General features: G+C 60.0%; 11 protein-coding genes and 1 pseudogene. 2 read left to right on the forward strand and 10 right to left on the reverse strand.

The features are described from left to right. Positions 1 to 183: 183 nt before the first annotated feature. The 6 genes and pseudogenes from Pla108_RS21065 to Pla108_RS18750 all read right to left on the reverse strand — a co-directional run bounded on the left by Pla108_RS21065 (position 184) and on the right by Pla108_RS18750 (position 8,624). Positions 184 to 381, reverse strand: a complete 198-nt coding sequence (locus Pla108_RS21065; RefSeq protein ID WP_197526698.1) for a hypothetical protein — start codon at positions 379 to 381, stop codon at positions 184 to 186. Positions 382 to 410: 29 nt separating this feature from the next. Next, positions 411 to 512 (reverse strand): annotated as a pseudogene (locus tag Pla108_RS21685) (hypothetical protein); the annotation flags it as partial. Positions 513 to 1,054: 542 nt separating this feature from the next. Continuing rightward, positions 1,055 to 3,955 carry a hypothetical protein gene (locus Pla108_RS18735; protein ID WP_197526699.1) on the reverse strand — a complete coding sequence of 967 codons (2,901 nt, stop codon included), beginning with the start codon at positions 3,953 to 3,955 and terminating at the stop codon, positions 1,055 to 1,057. 44 nt (positions 3,956 to 3,999) lie between these two features. Next, positions 4,000 to 6,315 carry a BNR-4 repeat-containing protein gene (locus Pla108_RS18740; protein WP_146446508.1) on the reverse strand — a complete coding sequence of 772 codons (2,316 nt, stop codon included), beginning with the start codon at positions 6,313 to 6,315 and terminating at the stop codon, positions 4,000 to 4,002. A 535-nt stretch (positions 6,316 to 6,850) separates the two neighbouring features. Further along, positions 6,851 to 7,828 (reverse strand): DUF1559 domain-containing protein, encoded by a 978-nt coding sequence (locus Pla108_RS18745; protein ID WP_146446509.1) that lies wholly within the window; start codon positions 7,826 to 7,828, stop codon positions 6,851 to 6,853. A gap of 100 nt (positions 7,829 to 7,928) precedes the next feature. Beyond that, the gene (locus Pla108_RS18750; protein ID WP_146446510.1) at positions 7,929 to 8,624 is read right to left on the reverse strand and encodes a hypothetical protein; all 696 of its coding nucleotides are present in this window, start codon (positions 8,622 to 8,624) and stop codon (positions 7,929 to 7,931) included. A gap of 431 nt (positions 8,625 to 9,055) precedes the next feature. On the opposite strand from Pla108_RS18750, the gene Pla108_RS18755 reads away from it, so the two are divergent. After that, the gene (locus Pla108_RS18755) at positions 9,056 to 9,577 is read left to right on the forward strand and encodes a sigma-70 family RNA polymerase sigma factor (protein WP_146446511.1); all 522 of its coding nucleotides are present in this window, start codon (positions 9,056 to 9,058) and stop codon (positions 9,575 to 9,577) included. Further along, complete coding sequence (locus Pla108_RS18760) at positions 9,574 to 11,409, forward strand: LamG domain-containing protein (protein ID WP_146446512.1); 1,836 nt, start codon at positions 9,574 to 9,576, stop codon at positions 11,407 to 11,409. The genes Pla108_RS18755 and Pla108_RS18760 overlap by 4 nt, the downstream gene beginning before the upstream one ends. A gap of 206 nt (positions 11,410 to 11,615) precedes the next feature. Here the strand turns inward: Pla108_RS18760 and Pla108_RS18765 are convergent, their stop codons facing one another. From Pla108_RS18765 to Pla108_RS18780, 4 genes are all read right to left on the reverse strand, one after another. After that, entirely contained in the window at positions 11,616 to 12,806 is a 1,191-nt protein-coding gene (locus Pla108_RS18765; protein ID WP_146446513.1) for a zinc-dependent alcohol dehydrogenase, read from the reverse strand. A gap of 54 nt (positions 12,807 to 12,860) precedes the next feature. Then, positions 12,861 to 13,619 (reverse strand): SRPBCC family protein, encoded by a 759-nt coding sequence (locus Pla108_RS18770; protein WP_146446514.1) that lies wholly within the window; start codon positions 13,617 to 13,619, stop codon positions 12,861 to 12,863. Between the two features lie 45 nt (positions 13,620 to 13,664). Beyond that, the gene (locus Pla108_RS18775) at positions 13,665 to 13,940 is read right to left on the reverse strand and encodes a hypothetical protein (protein WP_146446515.1); all 276 of its coding nucleotides are present in this window, start codon (positions 13,938 to 13,940) and stop codon (positions 13,665 to 13,667) included. A 162-nt stretch (positions 13,941 to 14,102) separates the two neighbouring features. After that, the gene (locus Pla108_RS18780) at positions 14,103 to 14,948 is read right to left on the reverse strand and encodes a manganese catalase family protein (RefSeq protein ID WP_146446516.1); all 846 of its coding nucleotides are present in this window, start codon (positions 14,946 to 14,948) and stop codon (positions 14,103 to 14,105) included. Positions 14,949 to 15,033 lie beyond the last annotated feature (85 nt).

Below are 15,033 nucleotides of genomic sequence, written 5' to 3' on the forward strand. Positions count from 1 at the left end.
CTGCCCTCCCTCCGCTCCGGAGACTGCTTCGGCTACGCCTCAGCAGTCTCCTCCGCTACGGCAGGGCAGCGGCGTTCCCCAAACCGTACTCTCATAGCAACTGGTACAGGTTTTTGGGGCAGGCCAGCATGTCGATCGGCGTCGTCGTCACCCACACCTGCGTGTTCGCCAGGTCCGCTGCGATCATCGCTCGGGCCTCGCTTCCAAAGCGAGCACCAACTCGGCAAGCCACGCCGCCGGAGTCGAAGCCGGCAGCTTCAGCACTTGACCGCCGACCAACTCGATGGCGATCGATGTGTCACTCTTCGGCTGATCACTGACCACGACTGGCACGAACGAGGGCGACGACTCACCGTCACGCTCGGAGATCGTTCCCGCCAAGCGTAGAACTGCGACTCCGTCAGCCGCTCACGCTTGCAAAACTCCCGCACCGACAAGCCGCTCGCAGCCTGCCGGCCAAGCACCTCACGCCACCGCCGCTCCTTCGCCGCATCCCGCTGCAACTTCGCCATGGACTTCCTCCAGAGTCGAGAAAGCCAAAGCTTGACCCGCTAGCGGGCGAGGGAGAAGATGCAGTTCGCGGAACGGACACTTCTCAGGCGGAATCCCATAACGCCCGGCATAGCCTGGATTCAACGGGCTTTCAGTTGCGAGAAACTGGCTCGATCCGGCTTCGCTTCTGCCAAGCCGGCCGCCCTTGTAGGCGGTCGCACCGCCCTGGAGCTGCGCACGCGTACGAAGAGCTGCTTCCGAGCCGTCCTGAATGGCTGCGCGATACGGCGTTCCGATTGAACTGGGGTTCGCGGATCGGACACCGCCGATCGATCCTCATAACCTTGAGGTCGGCGGCGTCGCTCAACCATCTCTCCCAAACGCCTAGGCCGCAGCGGAGGTCCGCGGGATAGAGATTACCGCGGACCTCTTTCCCGCTGCGTCTAACCACCCCGTCGGTTGCTGAGCAGTCGGCCACGGCTCAGTAGTCGGTGTCGACGGCGCCGAAGCAGCATCTCGGGCATTGTCTGGAAAGCCTAGTGCATCGACGCTGTCTGCCTGTTTAAATTCGGCTTCCCTTTGACGCGGCCAAACTAAGAGCTAAGACGATGGCCACGCAAGAAGCTGGCTCGGGAACAGCCGTTGAGTTAGCTTCGGAAATCGAGGTAGCGCCGTAGTTCGCAGCCCACAGGTCGTAACCGGCCTGCGTATCGTCGGGCGAGTTGCCGTCGCGCCATACCGTGTAGTCGGCCGCGTTGACCCTACCGTCGTTGTTATAGTCACCAGGCAGTCCCGCGACGGTGACGAACTCGACGAACCCGGTGTGCAAGTCATCGCTGCCAGTTACTCCATAGAGGAACTCCAATGAGTCGGCATCCGATTCGACACCCGCGAACGCTTGGCCAATCGATACGCTATCACTCGGCGAGAACGACATGCTGCCAAGCAAATTGGTTTCGGCAATCAGCGACGCCGTGCTGCCGCCAGCCTGCTCCCAAGTGATATCGCTCGCCGTGACCGCTCCGTCGATACCGGTCCATGAAGTGCTAAGCACGGCAGTTGAGCTGTGGATCTCGTAGTAGTTCATATCAACGGTCTCGATTGTGCTGCCGTTGACGATCTCAACCTGACCGTTGCTCAGCACCCGAAGGGCAAGACGCTCCGGAGCAGGGGCGACTGACAAAGCGCCGGTCGCTTCGTTGAACGTGTAGGTGCCGTCGAACCAGATGTCGCCGAGGTTTGAAAACCCCGGAATATTGAACTGATCGTTGAACGACTGGCTGGCGACGTTGGTGATCTGCCAAGTGTCGCCCAGAGTCGCACTCGCCCCAGTCAGGTCGAAGTTGAAGGCCCCGTCGAATCTCGCGGCGCCATCCCCAGCGATGCTGTTGTTGACTCCGGCCGATCCGATGTTGAACGTCATCGACCCAGTCGCACCGAGAGTGAGGACGCCTCCGGCGTTAACGGTAAGGTCACCGGTGTAGGTGTTGTTTCCCAGCAGGTTGACGAGACGTATCGACGTATCTCCTGGAACGTCGCTGGTCTCGATGATCAAACCGCCGGTTCCACTAATCGACGCGAGAATGTCGATGTTGCCTTGCTTTGCACGGATGGAAGAAGTGCTGGCAACCGTAATGGCGCCGTCAAGCTGGAACAGATCGCCGAGGCCGTTCCCGTGCGAGATCAAGCCGCCGTCGAGAATCAGATCGTCAATCGTGATAACGCCTGTGTTTCCCGTCCCCTTGTAAAACAAGCCCTGGGGGTACCCATTCGTGTTGTTCACCGTGAGCGAATCCCCGGCAAAAGTGTAGCTGCCGCCGTCCGCAGGGGTGCGGAGGATGAAATCGCCTGTGAAGTAGTCGTTGCCGGCGCTCGGGGCTTGCCCGTTTGACCAGCCAGCGGCGTTGTTGAATGAGGTGGAGCCGAAGCCGTTGCTCGCCGTCAAGTTGACGTTGATAGCGTAAGTTGACGCGGTCGTCAGCAAGAGAACCGTGAAGGCTAGGACCGCAAACAAAAGAGGACGTGTCATCGGAGGGACTCTCGTCAAAAGTTGGGGGCTCGATGGTTTATTCAAATGGTTGCTTCCGTCGTTCGATTTCCTCCGGCATCGACCCACTGCGAAGACAGCAATCAGCGATGCGAGTAATCCCGAAGAGGGCTCGGGAACCGCGGCTAACGCCTCGGCTAGAGAGCCCGGGAAGGCGTTACGGAACGAGATGAAGTCGCTGTGATTGACGACGAGGTCACCGTTCATGTCGCCACGGAGGTAAGCTTCCGCCTGCGTGAGCGCTGACACGTCCGTGAGCAAGTTGGAGCTGAACACGGCGTAGTCGGCCAGGTCGACGGCGCCGCTGTTGTCGAAATCACCGAGAAGATGCGCGTCGCCAGTGTAAGTCGGCGTCAACGCTATCGTTGTTCCACCGGCAAGGGTGAGCTGAACGGTAACGTCTTCGAACCTCGTGTCGTTCCAGACACTGCCAAAGCTAAGGGACTGGCTAGCCGAGATCGAAGACGGCCCGGCGGCGCCTGCTGACTGAACTTCAGTAAGTGCGGCGGTGAAGGCGGGCGTGCCGAGGGGGGCGGTTACTTCCCAAGGGTCCGAGCCGATCGTCCCCTCATCGTAGTTGTCGGTGATGGTGAGCCACGATGACGCATCGAGGGCGCCCGAGGTTGATGTGATTGACAAACCGGTGAAGTCGTACGCCGACGAGGTTCCATTAGAGAGCGTAAGAAGCCCCGTGTTGCGGTCGATTGTGGCGGTAAGCGAGATGGCGCTACCGGATGCGACGTAGGCGATTCCATCGATCCAGCTACGGTCGTTGGCTGTGTTGTTGGGAAGGTCGTCGAAATACACGTTGGCTTGTCCCGAACCATCGACGGTGACCGTACCCGCCAGAGCGAGGTACATAATGCGATCCGCCTCGGTATAGATCGGGGTTCCTCCGGAGGTGGGGGGCGACGCCCAGGCGGCGCTACCCGCCTCAATGCCGGCCACTGCCCCGTCGAGCGTTCCGTTGCGATCGTAAAGCGTGAGATTGCCCGGGGTAATTCCGGTACGGATTGGCCAGTTCGCACCGCCGCCCGCTGACCAGAAAACCGCGTATAGGTCGTAGCTGGTTGATGGGGTCAAGCCCGACACCGTCTGGAAAATCTCAGGAGCATCTTCAACGCCACTGGCAACGCCTCCCGACTCGTAAATGAAGCGTCCACCGGGCCCCTCGGCGCCGAAATTCTCTCGATAACCCCATCGGTTATCTTCGATCGCCTCAAGGTCGTTCAAAGCGGCTGACGGGAAGAGGGTCTGCGTCCCGATAAACCCGTCGTTTGCATCGACATACGTGAGCCCTTGCGCACTGGCCGATGATCTCGCTAAGAACAACCATGCCAGACTGGTTGTGAAGAGGGCTGCGTATCCCAACGATCGCTTGAGATTATGTCCGCCCATTTTCTCAATGAAAAGCATTACCTTGGTGTCCTATTAAGTGTGCCGTGGAAGAGATCGAAGGTCTATTGATGCACTGCGTTCCGAGTATTTCCGTGCCGAGTTTCACCAACAGGTGTTACGGAGTCGCCCGGTCCTGCGCGATAAGTCATAAGTCTGCCGATTAGCAGTCCCGAGGCGACTAACAGACCGCTCGGTTCTGGAATCGTGAGGGCAGCGAATGCGCCAGCTCCATTCCACTCGTCGTACATCCTTCGGAAGACTGTGAAATCGGCAAAATCGGCTTTTAGGTCGCCATTGATGTCGCCACGTGAGTAGGCTTCTTGCGACGTCAAGCCAGCGAAGCTGCTGTGCAGGTTGGCGCTGAGAATAAAGTAGTCCGCCACGTCAAACAGGCCATCGCTGTTGAAGTCGATGGGAGGTCCGATGAACGGCGCCGAGGCGGCATAGAGTTCGAGTCCATTTAGCGGCACGGAGCTTCCGACGAGCGACTCAAGGTTCAACACGACGTCGCTCTGTCCATCGGCATGGAACCAGTAGCGGGCCGATGCGACGCCAATCGACGGCGCTGAACCGTCTGTCGGAGCTAGCACTCCAAGTTGCTTGCCAGATTGGGAAACGCTGTACTCGCTCTGGGCAAAGTCTCGATCGTGGGCGTAGAGAACAATCTGATAGTCGCCCGCTTGAAGGTCGCTAAAGGTCACTGATAGATCGTTGTTCGCGAAGACGAAGTCGTTGACCACGTCGCCAACGGGGCTATCGACGTCGCTCCCCCGATTGCGGAATTGCGGGTCGCCGGCCAATGTCACAACGATGCCTGCGGAGCCCGCAGCGAATGCCGAGGGGTACGACTCGGTCTGGTCTCCCGAGACGCCGCTGCCAGCGCGGCTAAATGCCTCAAACCCTGGCTGAACGGATTGGCCGGTCGCACCGAAGTCAATTGACAGCGCCGGTGTTGGCGCCGCAACATTTGGGTTCACCATCGCGACGACGTCGAGGTCGTAGTCGACGTAGGTCGAGTACGTTCCACGCATCCAAAGAATTGCAGAGTTTTCAGCGTCCCACTTGGGGACGACTGGACGCAGATTGTCGACCTCGGAGTTGAATGTCAATGGCGTCCATTGCCAAGTTTGGCCGCTATCCTGCGTGTTGCCGCGGAACAACTCGTAGTGCCGCTCGCCATCTGCGCCTATCAGCTGAGCCTTGGTCGCCGGGTGCACTTCGGACGATAGATACACCGTGTTAACGTCGTCGGGGTCGATCGCAACTAGGCCGGTGTAGTCGCTTTCGGCGCCGTAGAGGTAGGACCCGGCGAAACCGAGCTGGTTGGTGTTCCACTGCGATCCGTCCCATCGGCTGTAGAAGAACCGGTGATCGCTGGTGTCGTTGTTAGCCCGCGCTTGGTGGATTGCGACCGGGTTGCCGCCGCCGTCAATCGCAACATCGAGCGTCCAGCCACGCCGCATCGTGTCGTCGTCGAACACGGCGCCGGTTGGCAGGACTGGAGTCAGTTGGCTCGGCGCCACAGCGGTTGAATTGAACAGGTTCGAGTCCAGCACGTTCCCTGCCGATCCAAAGAGCTGTCCGTCTTGCACATAGCCGTGATAAATGCTGTTATCATAGTTGCGCGGATGCCGCTCCGTGGCGATGAAGTGAATCTTATCCCCATCGGAGAAGTAGCGGACATACGGTCGGTCTCCACCGCCGCCTTCGCTGAGCAGCTTGCCGCCATAAGACCACGTAGCGCCTTGGTCTGCAGACGTCAGGATATTTGGATCGTAGTTTTCTGTCCGCGTGAAATTATACAAGCGACCCGCCCCGCCATCGTCGGCGGGCAGGAAGTGAAGATTAGAGTAGGTGGCGCCGGCGCCGTTAGGGAATGTTTCCTCGTCCTCCCAGGCCGTGGCGTCATGGGGATTCTTTGAGATTCGATAACGACTGAATGGGTCGGATCCATGTTTGGCGTACATCGCGACATAGCGTCCGTCGGGACGCACGTAGAGCGACGCCGAATTATGATCGTCGTCTTCGAGGCCGGCATGAAGCACGAAGGAATCGACGTGACCCGTATTGATATCGAGAGAGACGATGTCGATATCGCCGTCTCGATTGACGCCGCCAGACCCTGACGCGTCAGCTACCGAGCTAACCAGTAGTTTACCACTCGCCACATCAACAATGGCACGCTCGTCCTCGAACCAAGACCACGCGCCGTTGTCATTAAGCAAGATCGGCTCCGCCGCCACCTCATTGGCCGCATAAGCCTCTCTTAAACAGGCGTAAGGCGCAGCAAACGCCAGCGTCATCGTCGCGACGATGGCAATCTTACGATGAGGTGTTCGGCGAGTCGGTCGATTCTGCGTCATATGGTAGAGGTTCAAGGTGTCGATTTTATCTTTGCGTCAGTTGAGACGCGGGTTTATTGGCACGTCGAACTGAACCTCCATAGCGCGGCTGTCCTTCTCGACCACGAGTGGATCTGGCTCGTAACCTGGCGCCACGTAGGAAACGGAGGCCGTGGAGTCCCGTTGGCTAACGTCTGGGAGTCCCCTTAAGCAGCTGACTTTCACTTTGTAGGTGCCGGGGACCAGCCCGTCGCCATCGCGGAATGAACTGACTACGAACGTGCCTTGGCTGTCAAAACGCCCTAATCCGGGCCGTCGAGGCAATCCCTCGAGGACTTCGGTCGGAGTAAAAGTGATGCGTCCTCCCGCTGGAGGTGGCCCCCCGTCAAAAGTCACGACGCCGCTTACAGGGATCATGGGCAATCCATTCCCGCCACACCCGATCGCAATTAGGCAAACCCCGGTAGTGAGAGCCATCGCATAGCGAAGGCACTCGTCGAACAACCCCTTCGTCTCGGTCCGCATAACCGCTCCTACCTTGGCTTAGCTATTCCGCAGTCATGCACTGCATTCACTCTGTTGGCGCCACTTCGGCTCCCGCTCTCGTGCCGTACGCGTTGTAGACGTAGTAGTCGATCGCCTCGCTGACGAAACTGACGCTTCCGTCGACGAGCAACATATTTACCCCGCTAGGGTGGAAGCTCTTGAAACCGCTACTGGTCCAATAGCTGTCCTGCAGTCCCTCATAGTTCTCCGTCAGTAGGTTCAACGGTATATGGGTTGAAGCAACCGGGAAATTCTCGCAGAACACGCAGTTCCAGTCGGTGTGCCATGGGATTGTCTCACCAGCTAAGAAGGTGTGCGAGGTGCCGTCCACTATCTCTCGTAATTCGACACCCGTCGCGACCCGGCCTATGACTCCAACCATTCTGCGGTCGTCGGTGCAGGAGAGCCGTGAACTGAGTTTGCAAGGAGCGCAGGCGGTATCGAAAGTGCCGAAAGCACATCCCATGCAAACCTCCCCCGAGCGCGATGAGGTCGGGGTGAAGTCACATTGATCCGGAATCGTCGGGCCCATGGACGCTGGATACCAAAGACCTTGCGCCGTTGCCGGGTTGTGATTCAGGTCGGTGCGACGATTCTCGAGGATCGGCGTGGCGGAGCGGGCGTCGGACGGACAGGCGAATCCTGGAAGTACCGCCCTCGAAATCACTGCCAAGTTGTTGGGCGTGTCAAAGAAGCTCGTTAGGTCCAGCTGGTCTACAAGCCCCTGCTCTTCCATGTAGGGCATTACTTCAACGGTCCAAAGCCCCGGTTCGGTCTGTCCATTGAGGTTCCACTTCGACCCGTAAGGCAGCGACCCCTTGGTCGACTCGTAGTTGAGCACGGCTAGTCCGATTTGCCGGAGATTATTCAGGCATTGTTGCCGTCGTGCCGCCTCGCGGGCCGCCTGGACCGCTGGCAGGAGAAGGGCGACCAGTATGCCAATGATCGCAATCACTACCAGCAGTTCGACGAGCGTGAAACCGCGCTGCTTCGTGCTCTGCATCAATACGTTTCCTGTAAACTAAGGCCCTTCACCCAGAGAGAAGATTTCTCTCTGGGTGAAGGGAATTGATCACTTACAAGTAATCAGAGACGTCGTGGTTTCAACCCGCTTGCCGACGCCTCTCTGCGACCAATGCGAAAAGCGGCGAAAAGATCAAAAGGGCGGCGGTGGGTTCTGGCACGGCCTGGTAGGACACGCCGTCGTACCAAGAGCGCCGGTTAACTTCGCTGACGCCGAGATCATCCACGTAAACGATAATCTCGCCTGCACCATTGGCGGCGGTGACGCCTAGATCGCCGGACAGCATTTCTCGGCCTGAGTTCGGACCGAACTGCGTTGGCGCTACGTCGAACGCGAGCGAGCTAGCAAGCACGCTCGCAACCGATCCAGGCCCCGTCGCATCGGCTTCACGTGAGTAGTTCTGTAGGCTGGCGGGGGTGAAGCCCGCGCTAACGTTCCAGTCTTCGACTTCCGACTGCGGATCCCAGAAGTGGACGTTGACTTGATAGCTCGCACCAGGGGTCAGGCCAGAGATAGTCGTTTGGATCAGGGGAGACGGCTCGACGCCTTCGAAGACCGATCCGTTCGGCCCGGAACCGAAGGCCGCATCATCGCGCTGGCGCCATGTCGCGCCACCAGAACCGTCGGTCGCATCTAGCAGGCCGCCGCCGTCCAGAGCGGTATTGCCGCCGACGCCGTCTTCGGCATCAACATAAACGAGCCCGGCCGTCGCGGTGGCCGACATTCCAAAAAGGCCCACAACTGCCATCGTCAGCAAGCCAAGTGATCGGATCATTAGTCGCAGTCTCCAAGATGTGTGGTGAGGAGGTACGCTCGTCTCTGCTCCCGGAGAAGCACGAGTCGAGCTGCAGACGAGCTCCGGCATCCGTGAACGTCGCGGACGCTTAGGGTGGACAAAGCCTCGATTCGTCGGAGCATGCGGTTTGCACACTGCTATCTGCACAGACCAATCTGCCTAGGGACTGGAAAATCTGCGCGCAAAACTCGCAAAAGAAGAAAAATCCACAAAAAGACTTCGGGCACGTCCTTCATGGTAGACCCGGTCAACTCAAATACGGCGTCTTTTCTTAGTTTGCGCGCAAATCCAAGGGCTGCTTAGTCGAGTAGATCGAGGAAGTAGCCCGCCGATGCTCTTTTGCGCTTATACTGCCTGTGCGCGCTGAGGGAGCGTGGCACGGCCTCATCGGTTGCCATGAAGCGAACTGAATGGACGACACACGACACGACGAGTTTCTACGACTGTACTCTCAGCATTCGCGGAGACTGTTTGACTTCATCTCGATGCTGGTCTTCTGCACCAGCGACGCCGACGACATTTTTCAGAATGTCTGCGTAGTCCTGTGGAAGAAGTTCGACAGCTACGATCCGGACGGGTCATTCTACGCCTGGGCTTGTAAGATTGCTTACCTCGAAGTGCTGCATGCCCGCCGGAAGAGTAAGAAGCTTCGGATCTTTAGTGAGGAGGTCTTGTTGGGTTTTGCCGACGACATGGTCGCTCGAGCGGACGATCTCGACGCCCGCCAGCACGCCCTTGAGCACTGTCTGGCTAAACTACGGCCGAACGATAAAGAATTAGTCAGAGAGCGGTACCACCTGCGAAAGCTTCCGAAAGAGATCGCCGCCGCGCAGGGAGCGTCGGTCCATTCGATTTATCGCGCATTGGTTCGGGTCCACGACGCGCTGCGCGGCTGCGTCGAGAGCACCCTGGCGAAGGAACGACACGCATGACCCAACAACAGAAACAAGCCGACGTCACTTCGATCGTCCTCGCCGCGGTCGCGGGGGACGCTCCGATAGAGGACCTGCAGCGCCTCGAACGGATGCTGTCGGAAGACCCATCGTTGACGCCATTTGTCGTAAACCTGATGAACCAAGAGTCTTGGCTCGCGTGGCAAAGCGCAAAGGCCAGTGACGGAGCGACTCGTGCCGACATCCTGGCGGAGATTGCGAAGGCCGTTGGAACTGATTCGCGCGGCGCCCCTTTCGTGACGCCGCCGCAAGTCACCGAGCATCGCGCCTCGTCAAGGAGAGGAGAGCCGACGCCTCACGTAATCTCTCGGCTACGAATCGATTGGTCGGTTGCTTTGGCGGTCGCCTTGCTGGTTGCTACAGGCGCATTGTTGGGCGCCACGGTCGCCCGCAGCGGATGGATGGATAATGACGACTTGGTCGCTGTTTCCGAGAAAGGAGCAGTCGACGCCTCCGATCAGTTTGTCGTCCGTTATGTCCGTGGCACCGCCTGTCTATGGAACCCCGGGATTGAGCGGGGCTACCCCGAACCGAAGCGCGAAGTCGAGGCGGGTGAATCGCTCAACCTTTTGCAGGGGATTGCCGAGCTCGATTTTGAGTTGCCTAATGGTTCCGCCATCTTGAAGGTCGAAGGCCCTGCGGGGCTCGTCATCACGCAAGGCCACAGCGCGACCCTAAGCAGCGGCGTCTTCACGGTCGACACTGATCCCACGATCGATGAGTTCCGCCTCCAGACCCCCAGTGGCGTCCTTGAGTTTGCCGGTGACTGCTCCGCTGGGGTGCGGATCGCGGGGGGCGAGGCCGAGTTGCATGTCTTCGAGGGGCGCGCCCAAGTGACGGTGCCGTGGTCTTCGGGAGCCGGTGATAGCCAACTCCTCGATGTCGTTGCCGGCAGTTCAGTCGCACTATCTACCGCCAGTGATGGACGGATACGGATCGATCGAGGCGCCGCATCGGAGGCGAGTTTCGCCGCCAAGCGGTCGATGGAATCGGACAGCCTCAAACTGCCTGCGAATTACCCTGATATTGTGGCCCAGTCGAATCCGCTACTCTACTGGCGTTTTGAGGAGCGGAGGTCCGATGTCGTCCGCGACTACAGCGGTAACGGGCTGCACGGCAAGGTGATCGGCGAAGTCGATTGGGTCCAGAGTGACGCGAACAACTCGCTGTCGCTTGGTGGTGCGTTTACCGGTGATGCGATCGGTTCCTACGTGAAGTCGGCGCAGCCGATTTCCGATCGCCTCGCGGACGGCTACACCGTCGAGCTCTGGTTCAAGTCAAGCCACTACCACTGGGGCAACGTCTTCTCGTTGCTCGACTGCCGCCCCGGCTCGGCGTCGTATGGCGGCCATGGCGTCGCTCTGGAGCTGGGCGGCGCCCGATCGAATTTCACCGACCTCGAACGGCCCGCCCGGATCCGGTTTCTGCACCGCGATCCCCCGAGCGCTGACGTGGCAGTTGGAACCTCGATCTTCTCGGAGTCGCACTACGAGTTGCGGCGGTGGCAACACTTGGCGGCGGTAAAGACCGATTCGGGATTACGACTCTTTGTGGATGGCGAGCAGGTCGCCAGCGCCGACGAATTGTCGCCCCTGGCGTCAGGATTGAGCCTCTTGCTCGGGCAGCTCGACGAGCACCAGTTCTATCGCCGCTTCGTTGGTCAGATCGACGAGCTCGCCGTCTACGCACGGCAGTTGGATGCCAGCGAGATCGTCCGCCACTTTGAACTAGTGCGGCCAAAAATCAAGACGAATGGCGCGAAACCATCGGCAGATAGCGACCTGGAATCGTCAATCGAGTCTGCTATCTGAGATGCCGCAATGAATCGTCGAATAGCCGATTCGAACGCAGCCTGTAGGTTCTAGGACCGGCAATGCGACCCGTACTAATAACGTCGTTCGCTGGCTCCATGGAACCGCAAACTCTCCCTTAATTGCGTCTTCGCTTACGGCGCGCCAACTTAGCGAGCCCACTTTCCGACACCCATGTCGTCAACGGCAGTCACCCGGTATTCGTATTACGCTGCGGGATCGAGCACGACCTTGATGCACCCGTCTTGCTTCTTGCGGAATATCTCATATCCGTGTGGCGCCTCGCTGAGGGGGAGCCGGTGGGTGATCACGAAGCTCGGGTCGATCCTCCCTTGCCGGATCTCGTCGAGCAACTTGGGGACATACTTGTGGACATGTGTTTGCCCCGTCTTGATCGTCAGGCCTTTATTCATGATGGCGCCCAACGGGATCTTGTCGGCGAAGCCGCCGTACACGCCGGGGACCGACAGCGTCCCGCCCTTGCGGCAGCACTTCACGGCCTGGCGGAAGGCGTGCGGGCGCTCGGTCTCCAGCATCAGGCTTGTCTTGACGCGGTCGTAGACCGATCCGAGGAAATGATAGCCGTGCGACTCCATCCCGACCGCGTCGATGCAAGAGTCCGGACCGAGTCCGCCTGTCATCTCGAACAACCGATACGGCACGTCCTCGCTGTTCATATCGATTGTCTCGGCGCCTCCTTCACGAGCCATCTGCATCCGTTCGGGAACGCTTGATTCGTCGTCAATGGCGATCACCCGATGGGCGCCCATGAGGACAGCGCTACGTAGAGTGAACTGCCCAACAGGGCCACACCCCCAGATCGCGACCGTGTCGTCGGGCTGGATATCGGCCTGCTCCGCGGCCATCCAGCCGGTGGGGAGGATGTCCGAAAGGAAAACCAATTGATCGTCCGTCAAGTCCTCCGGCATCTTCTGGAGATTGACGTCCGCCAAGGGGGTGCGCAGATACTGTGCCTGCCCGCCGGCGTAGCCGCCGGTGAGATGCGAGTAGCCAAAGATGCCGGCGGTCGCGTGGCCGTGCATCGTCTCCCCCAGGGACGGCTTGGGGTTGGTGTTCTCGCAACAGCTCCACATCTGGCGCTGGCAGAAGAAGCACTCCCCACACCCGATTGGGAACGGGACGACGACCCGGTCGCCGACCTTGATCTTGTCGGGGTCGACGGCCGGTCCGACCTCCTCGACGATCCCCATGGGCTCATGGCCGAGGATGTCGCCCGGCTTCATAAAGGGGATGAAGCCGTCGACGAGGTGGAGGTCGGACCCGCAGATGCACGTCGACGTCACGCGGACGATGGCGTCTCGCGGATTGATGATAGCGGGATCGGGCGCTTCTTCGACGCGGACCAAGTGAGGCGCGCACCAGGCGACGGCTTTCATGGCGGAGACCTTTTCAAGAATATCGGCGGTGTTGCGCGCGGGTGGTTTAGTGGTTTAGGAGTGCAGCAGTTGGCCCAAGCCGTAGCAACTTGCGTGGGACTGGCCCTCAATCGTCGGAATCTCACGGGCTTCCATCAGCCGCTTGAATTTGCGTAAGTCGCTGCGCACCTGCTGCTCGGGCGCCTCGCCGAAGAGCTTGGCGATCCAGCGACCGGCCTGCCCGCCCGGCGGCGCATAGGTCAGCTCGACGCGGACGTAAACGCCGCGTTCTCCGGGGGCGGGCGAGAACTCCACCGACCCGCGGTGATCGACGCTCGACTCGGGCAAGGTCCGCCAGGCCAGACGCTGGTTCTCAATGTCTTCCACGATCTCGGCGTCCCATTGGATCAACCCGCCGGCGACGAGTGGCGCAGCGGCCGTCCAGCGGGATCGCCGCTCGTCGAGCGCCTCGACTTCTTTTAGATGCGACATGAACCGCGGCAGATTGCCGAGATGACGCCAGAAGCGGTAGAGATCTTCGACCGGTTTGGCGACGAGGAAGCACTCGCTTACCTCGACCCCGACTCGGTCGAGATCCGAGGCGGTGGCGCCGCACGCCGTATCGATGCCGAGCGCCTCGTAGGCGTGACAATGCCCGGTGAAGCCCCGATAGACTAAGGCGCTGCCGACCCCGAGCGCCGTCAACCGCTTGGCGCCACGACCGGAAAGTGCTGTCAACAAAAGGGCGCTGCCCAATGCGCCGGAGATCAAGCGCTCGGTCCGTGCTACGTTGATGCTTCCCTTATCGGAGAGCTTCGAGACGACGGTGCTCATACACAGCCCAACAGCATGAAAGGATGAAAAAAGCCGCAGGCCCGATCACACCTCGGCGACCGCAGGGCCTTCACCGAAGTGGACGACACTGAGGGTCAGCGGCCCGCACGGCTCGCCGAAGAACTGAACCGTGACCTCCGCGCCTTCGCGTCCCTCCTTGACCGCAGAAGCAGCCGACACCGAGATGACCGCTGGGTTGTTGGGGTCTTGTCGCGTCAGGGTGCAGAGGACGCATCCCCCCCGCTGGCCCGTCTCGACGAACCGCGTCAACCAGCGGCCTTCTCTGGCGGAGGGAGCGATGGTGGCTTCGAGCCAAGACATCGACGGCGCCTTTCCTGCGGCGGAGGGCGGAGCACAGACGCTCGCAAGCAGGGGGGCGACTCCGCCGGCTCCCAGGGCAGCGACAGAACGGAGCGCTTCACGACGCGGTAGGTTGGTCATGGTAACCTCGGAGGTGGAAGATGACGGGATGGCGGGCGCCGACTAGCGTGTGCTCTGCTGCGAAGGGAGCTGCGCCTCCTGTGCGGGGGCAGCGGAGGGGGCGGGGCCGAGCTTCGGCTTCTCTCCCAAGGGACGCATCGTGACGCTGGAGTATTGGGCTCGTCCGTCAAACGACTCGCCCTGAGTCCACGGGCCTTGCGGGGCTTTGTAGTCGTCTCCCAAGCCGAAGGACATGAAGGCGTAGTTGTACTCCTGGTTCTCTTGGTCTTGCGGGAACGAATTGGGGATTGGGTGGTTCTTGCGACCTCCCAGCTCTTCCCAGGCCGTCATCCATTGCTCTTGATGCATCGTGTCACGGGCGATCATGTAGCTGAGCATGTCCTTCATGCCGGGATCGTCGGTCATCTTCCACAGCTGGATCGCCAGCATCCGCCCCGTCGACTCGGCGGTGGCGTTGGCGAGCATGTCGGCCGCGATGTTGCCGCTAGCGTAGACATGGCTGCAGTTGAACGGGACCCCTTCGCTGTCGACGGGCATCGCCGCCATGCAGGTCCCGATGACATGTTGGATGTTCATCCCGCCGAGGGCCGCGTGTACGAAGGGGTCTTTCGCCGCCTCGTCCTGCTCAAGGGGCGCGCCCTCAAGGTTTAGAGCCACCGCGGTGGCGAGCATCTCGATATGAGCGATCTCTTCGGTGCCAGTCTCCAGGAGCATATCGCGGTATTTCGCTGGGCCCCGAGCGCCCCAGGCCTGGAAGAGATACTGTAGGCAGACCCGCACTTCGCCCTGAATTCCCCCGATGCCTTGTTGCAGAGCCTTGGCGAAGAGGGGGCTGGGCTTCTCGACACGAACAGGATACTGGAGCTTGCCACCGTCGTGATAGAACATCGTTTGTCCTCGGCGTGAGATTGAGATGAAGAATGCGTCATCGCTTGCGAATCAAGAAATGGACGTATCTTTGACGGTGCCCAGG

The organism is Botrimarina colliarenosi (assembly GCF_007859955.1).
Taxonomy (GTDB): Bacteria; Planctomycetota; Planctomycetia; order Pirellulales; family Lacipirellulaceae; genus Botrimarina; species Botrimarina colliarenosi.

Bases quoted from the DNA above. Each gene is read 5' to 3' on its own strand.
- Pla108_RS18745 (WP_146446509.1), bottom strand. From the start codon at position 7,828: ATGCAGAGCACGAAGCAGCGCGGTTTCACGCTCGTCGAACTGCTGGTA.
- Pla108_RS18755 (WP_146446511.1), top strand. From the start codon at position 9,056: ATGGACGACACACGACACGACGAGTTTCTACGACTGTACTCTCAGCAT.
- Pla108_RS18765 (WP_146446513.1), bottom strand. From the start codon at position 12,806: ATGAAAGCCGTCGCCTGGTGCGCGCCTCACTTGGTCCGCGTCGAAGAA.
- Pla108_RS18750 (WP_146446510.1), bottom strand. From the start codon at position 8,624: ATGATCCGATCACTTGGCTTGCTGACGATGGCAGTTGTGGGCCTTTTT.
- Pla108_RS18760 (WP_146446512.1), top strand. From the start codon at position 9,574: ATGACCCAACAACAGAAACAAGCCGACGTCACTTCGATCGTCCTCGCC.
- Pla108_RS18735 (WP_197526699.1), bottom strand. From the start codon at position 3,955: ATGCTTTTCATTGAGAAAATGGGCGGACATAATCTCAAGCGATCGTTG.
- Pla108_RS18770 (WP_146446514.1), bottom strand. From the start codon at position 13,619: ATGAGCACCGTCGTCTCGAAGCTCTCCGATAAGGGAAGCATCAACGTA.
- Pla108_RS18780 (WP_146446516.1), bottom strand. From the start codon at position 14,948: ATGTTCTATCACGACGGTGGCAAGCTCCAGTATCCTGTTCGTGTCGAG.
- Pla108_RS18775 (WP_146446515.1), bottom strand. From the start codon at position 13,940: ATGTCTTGGCTCGAAGCCACCATCGCTCCCTCCGCCAGAGAAGGCCGC.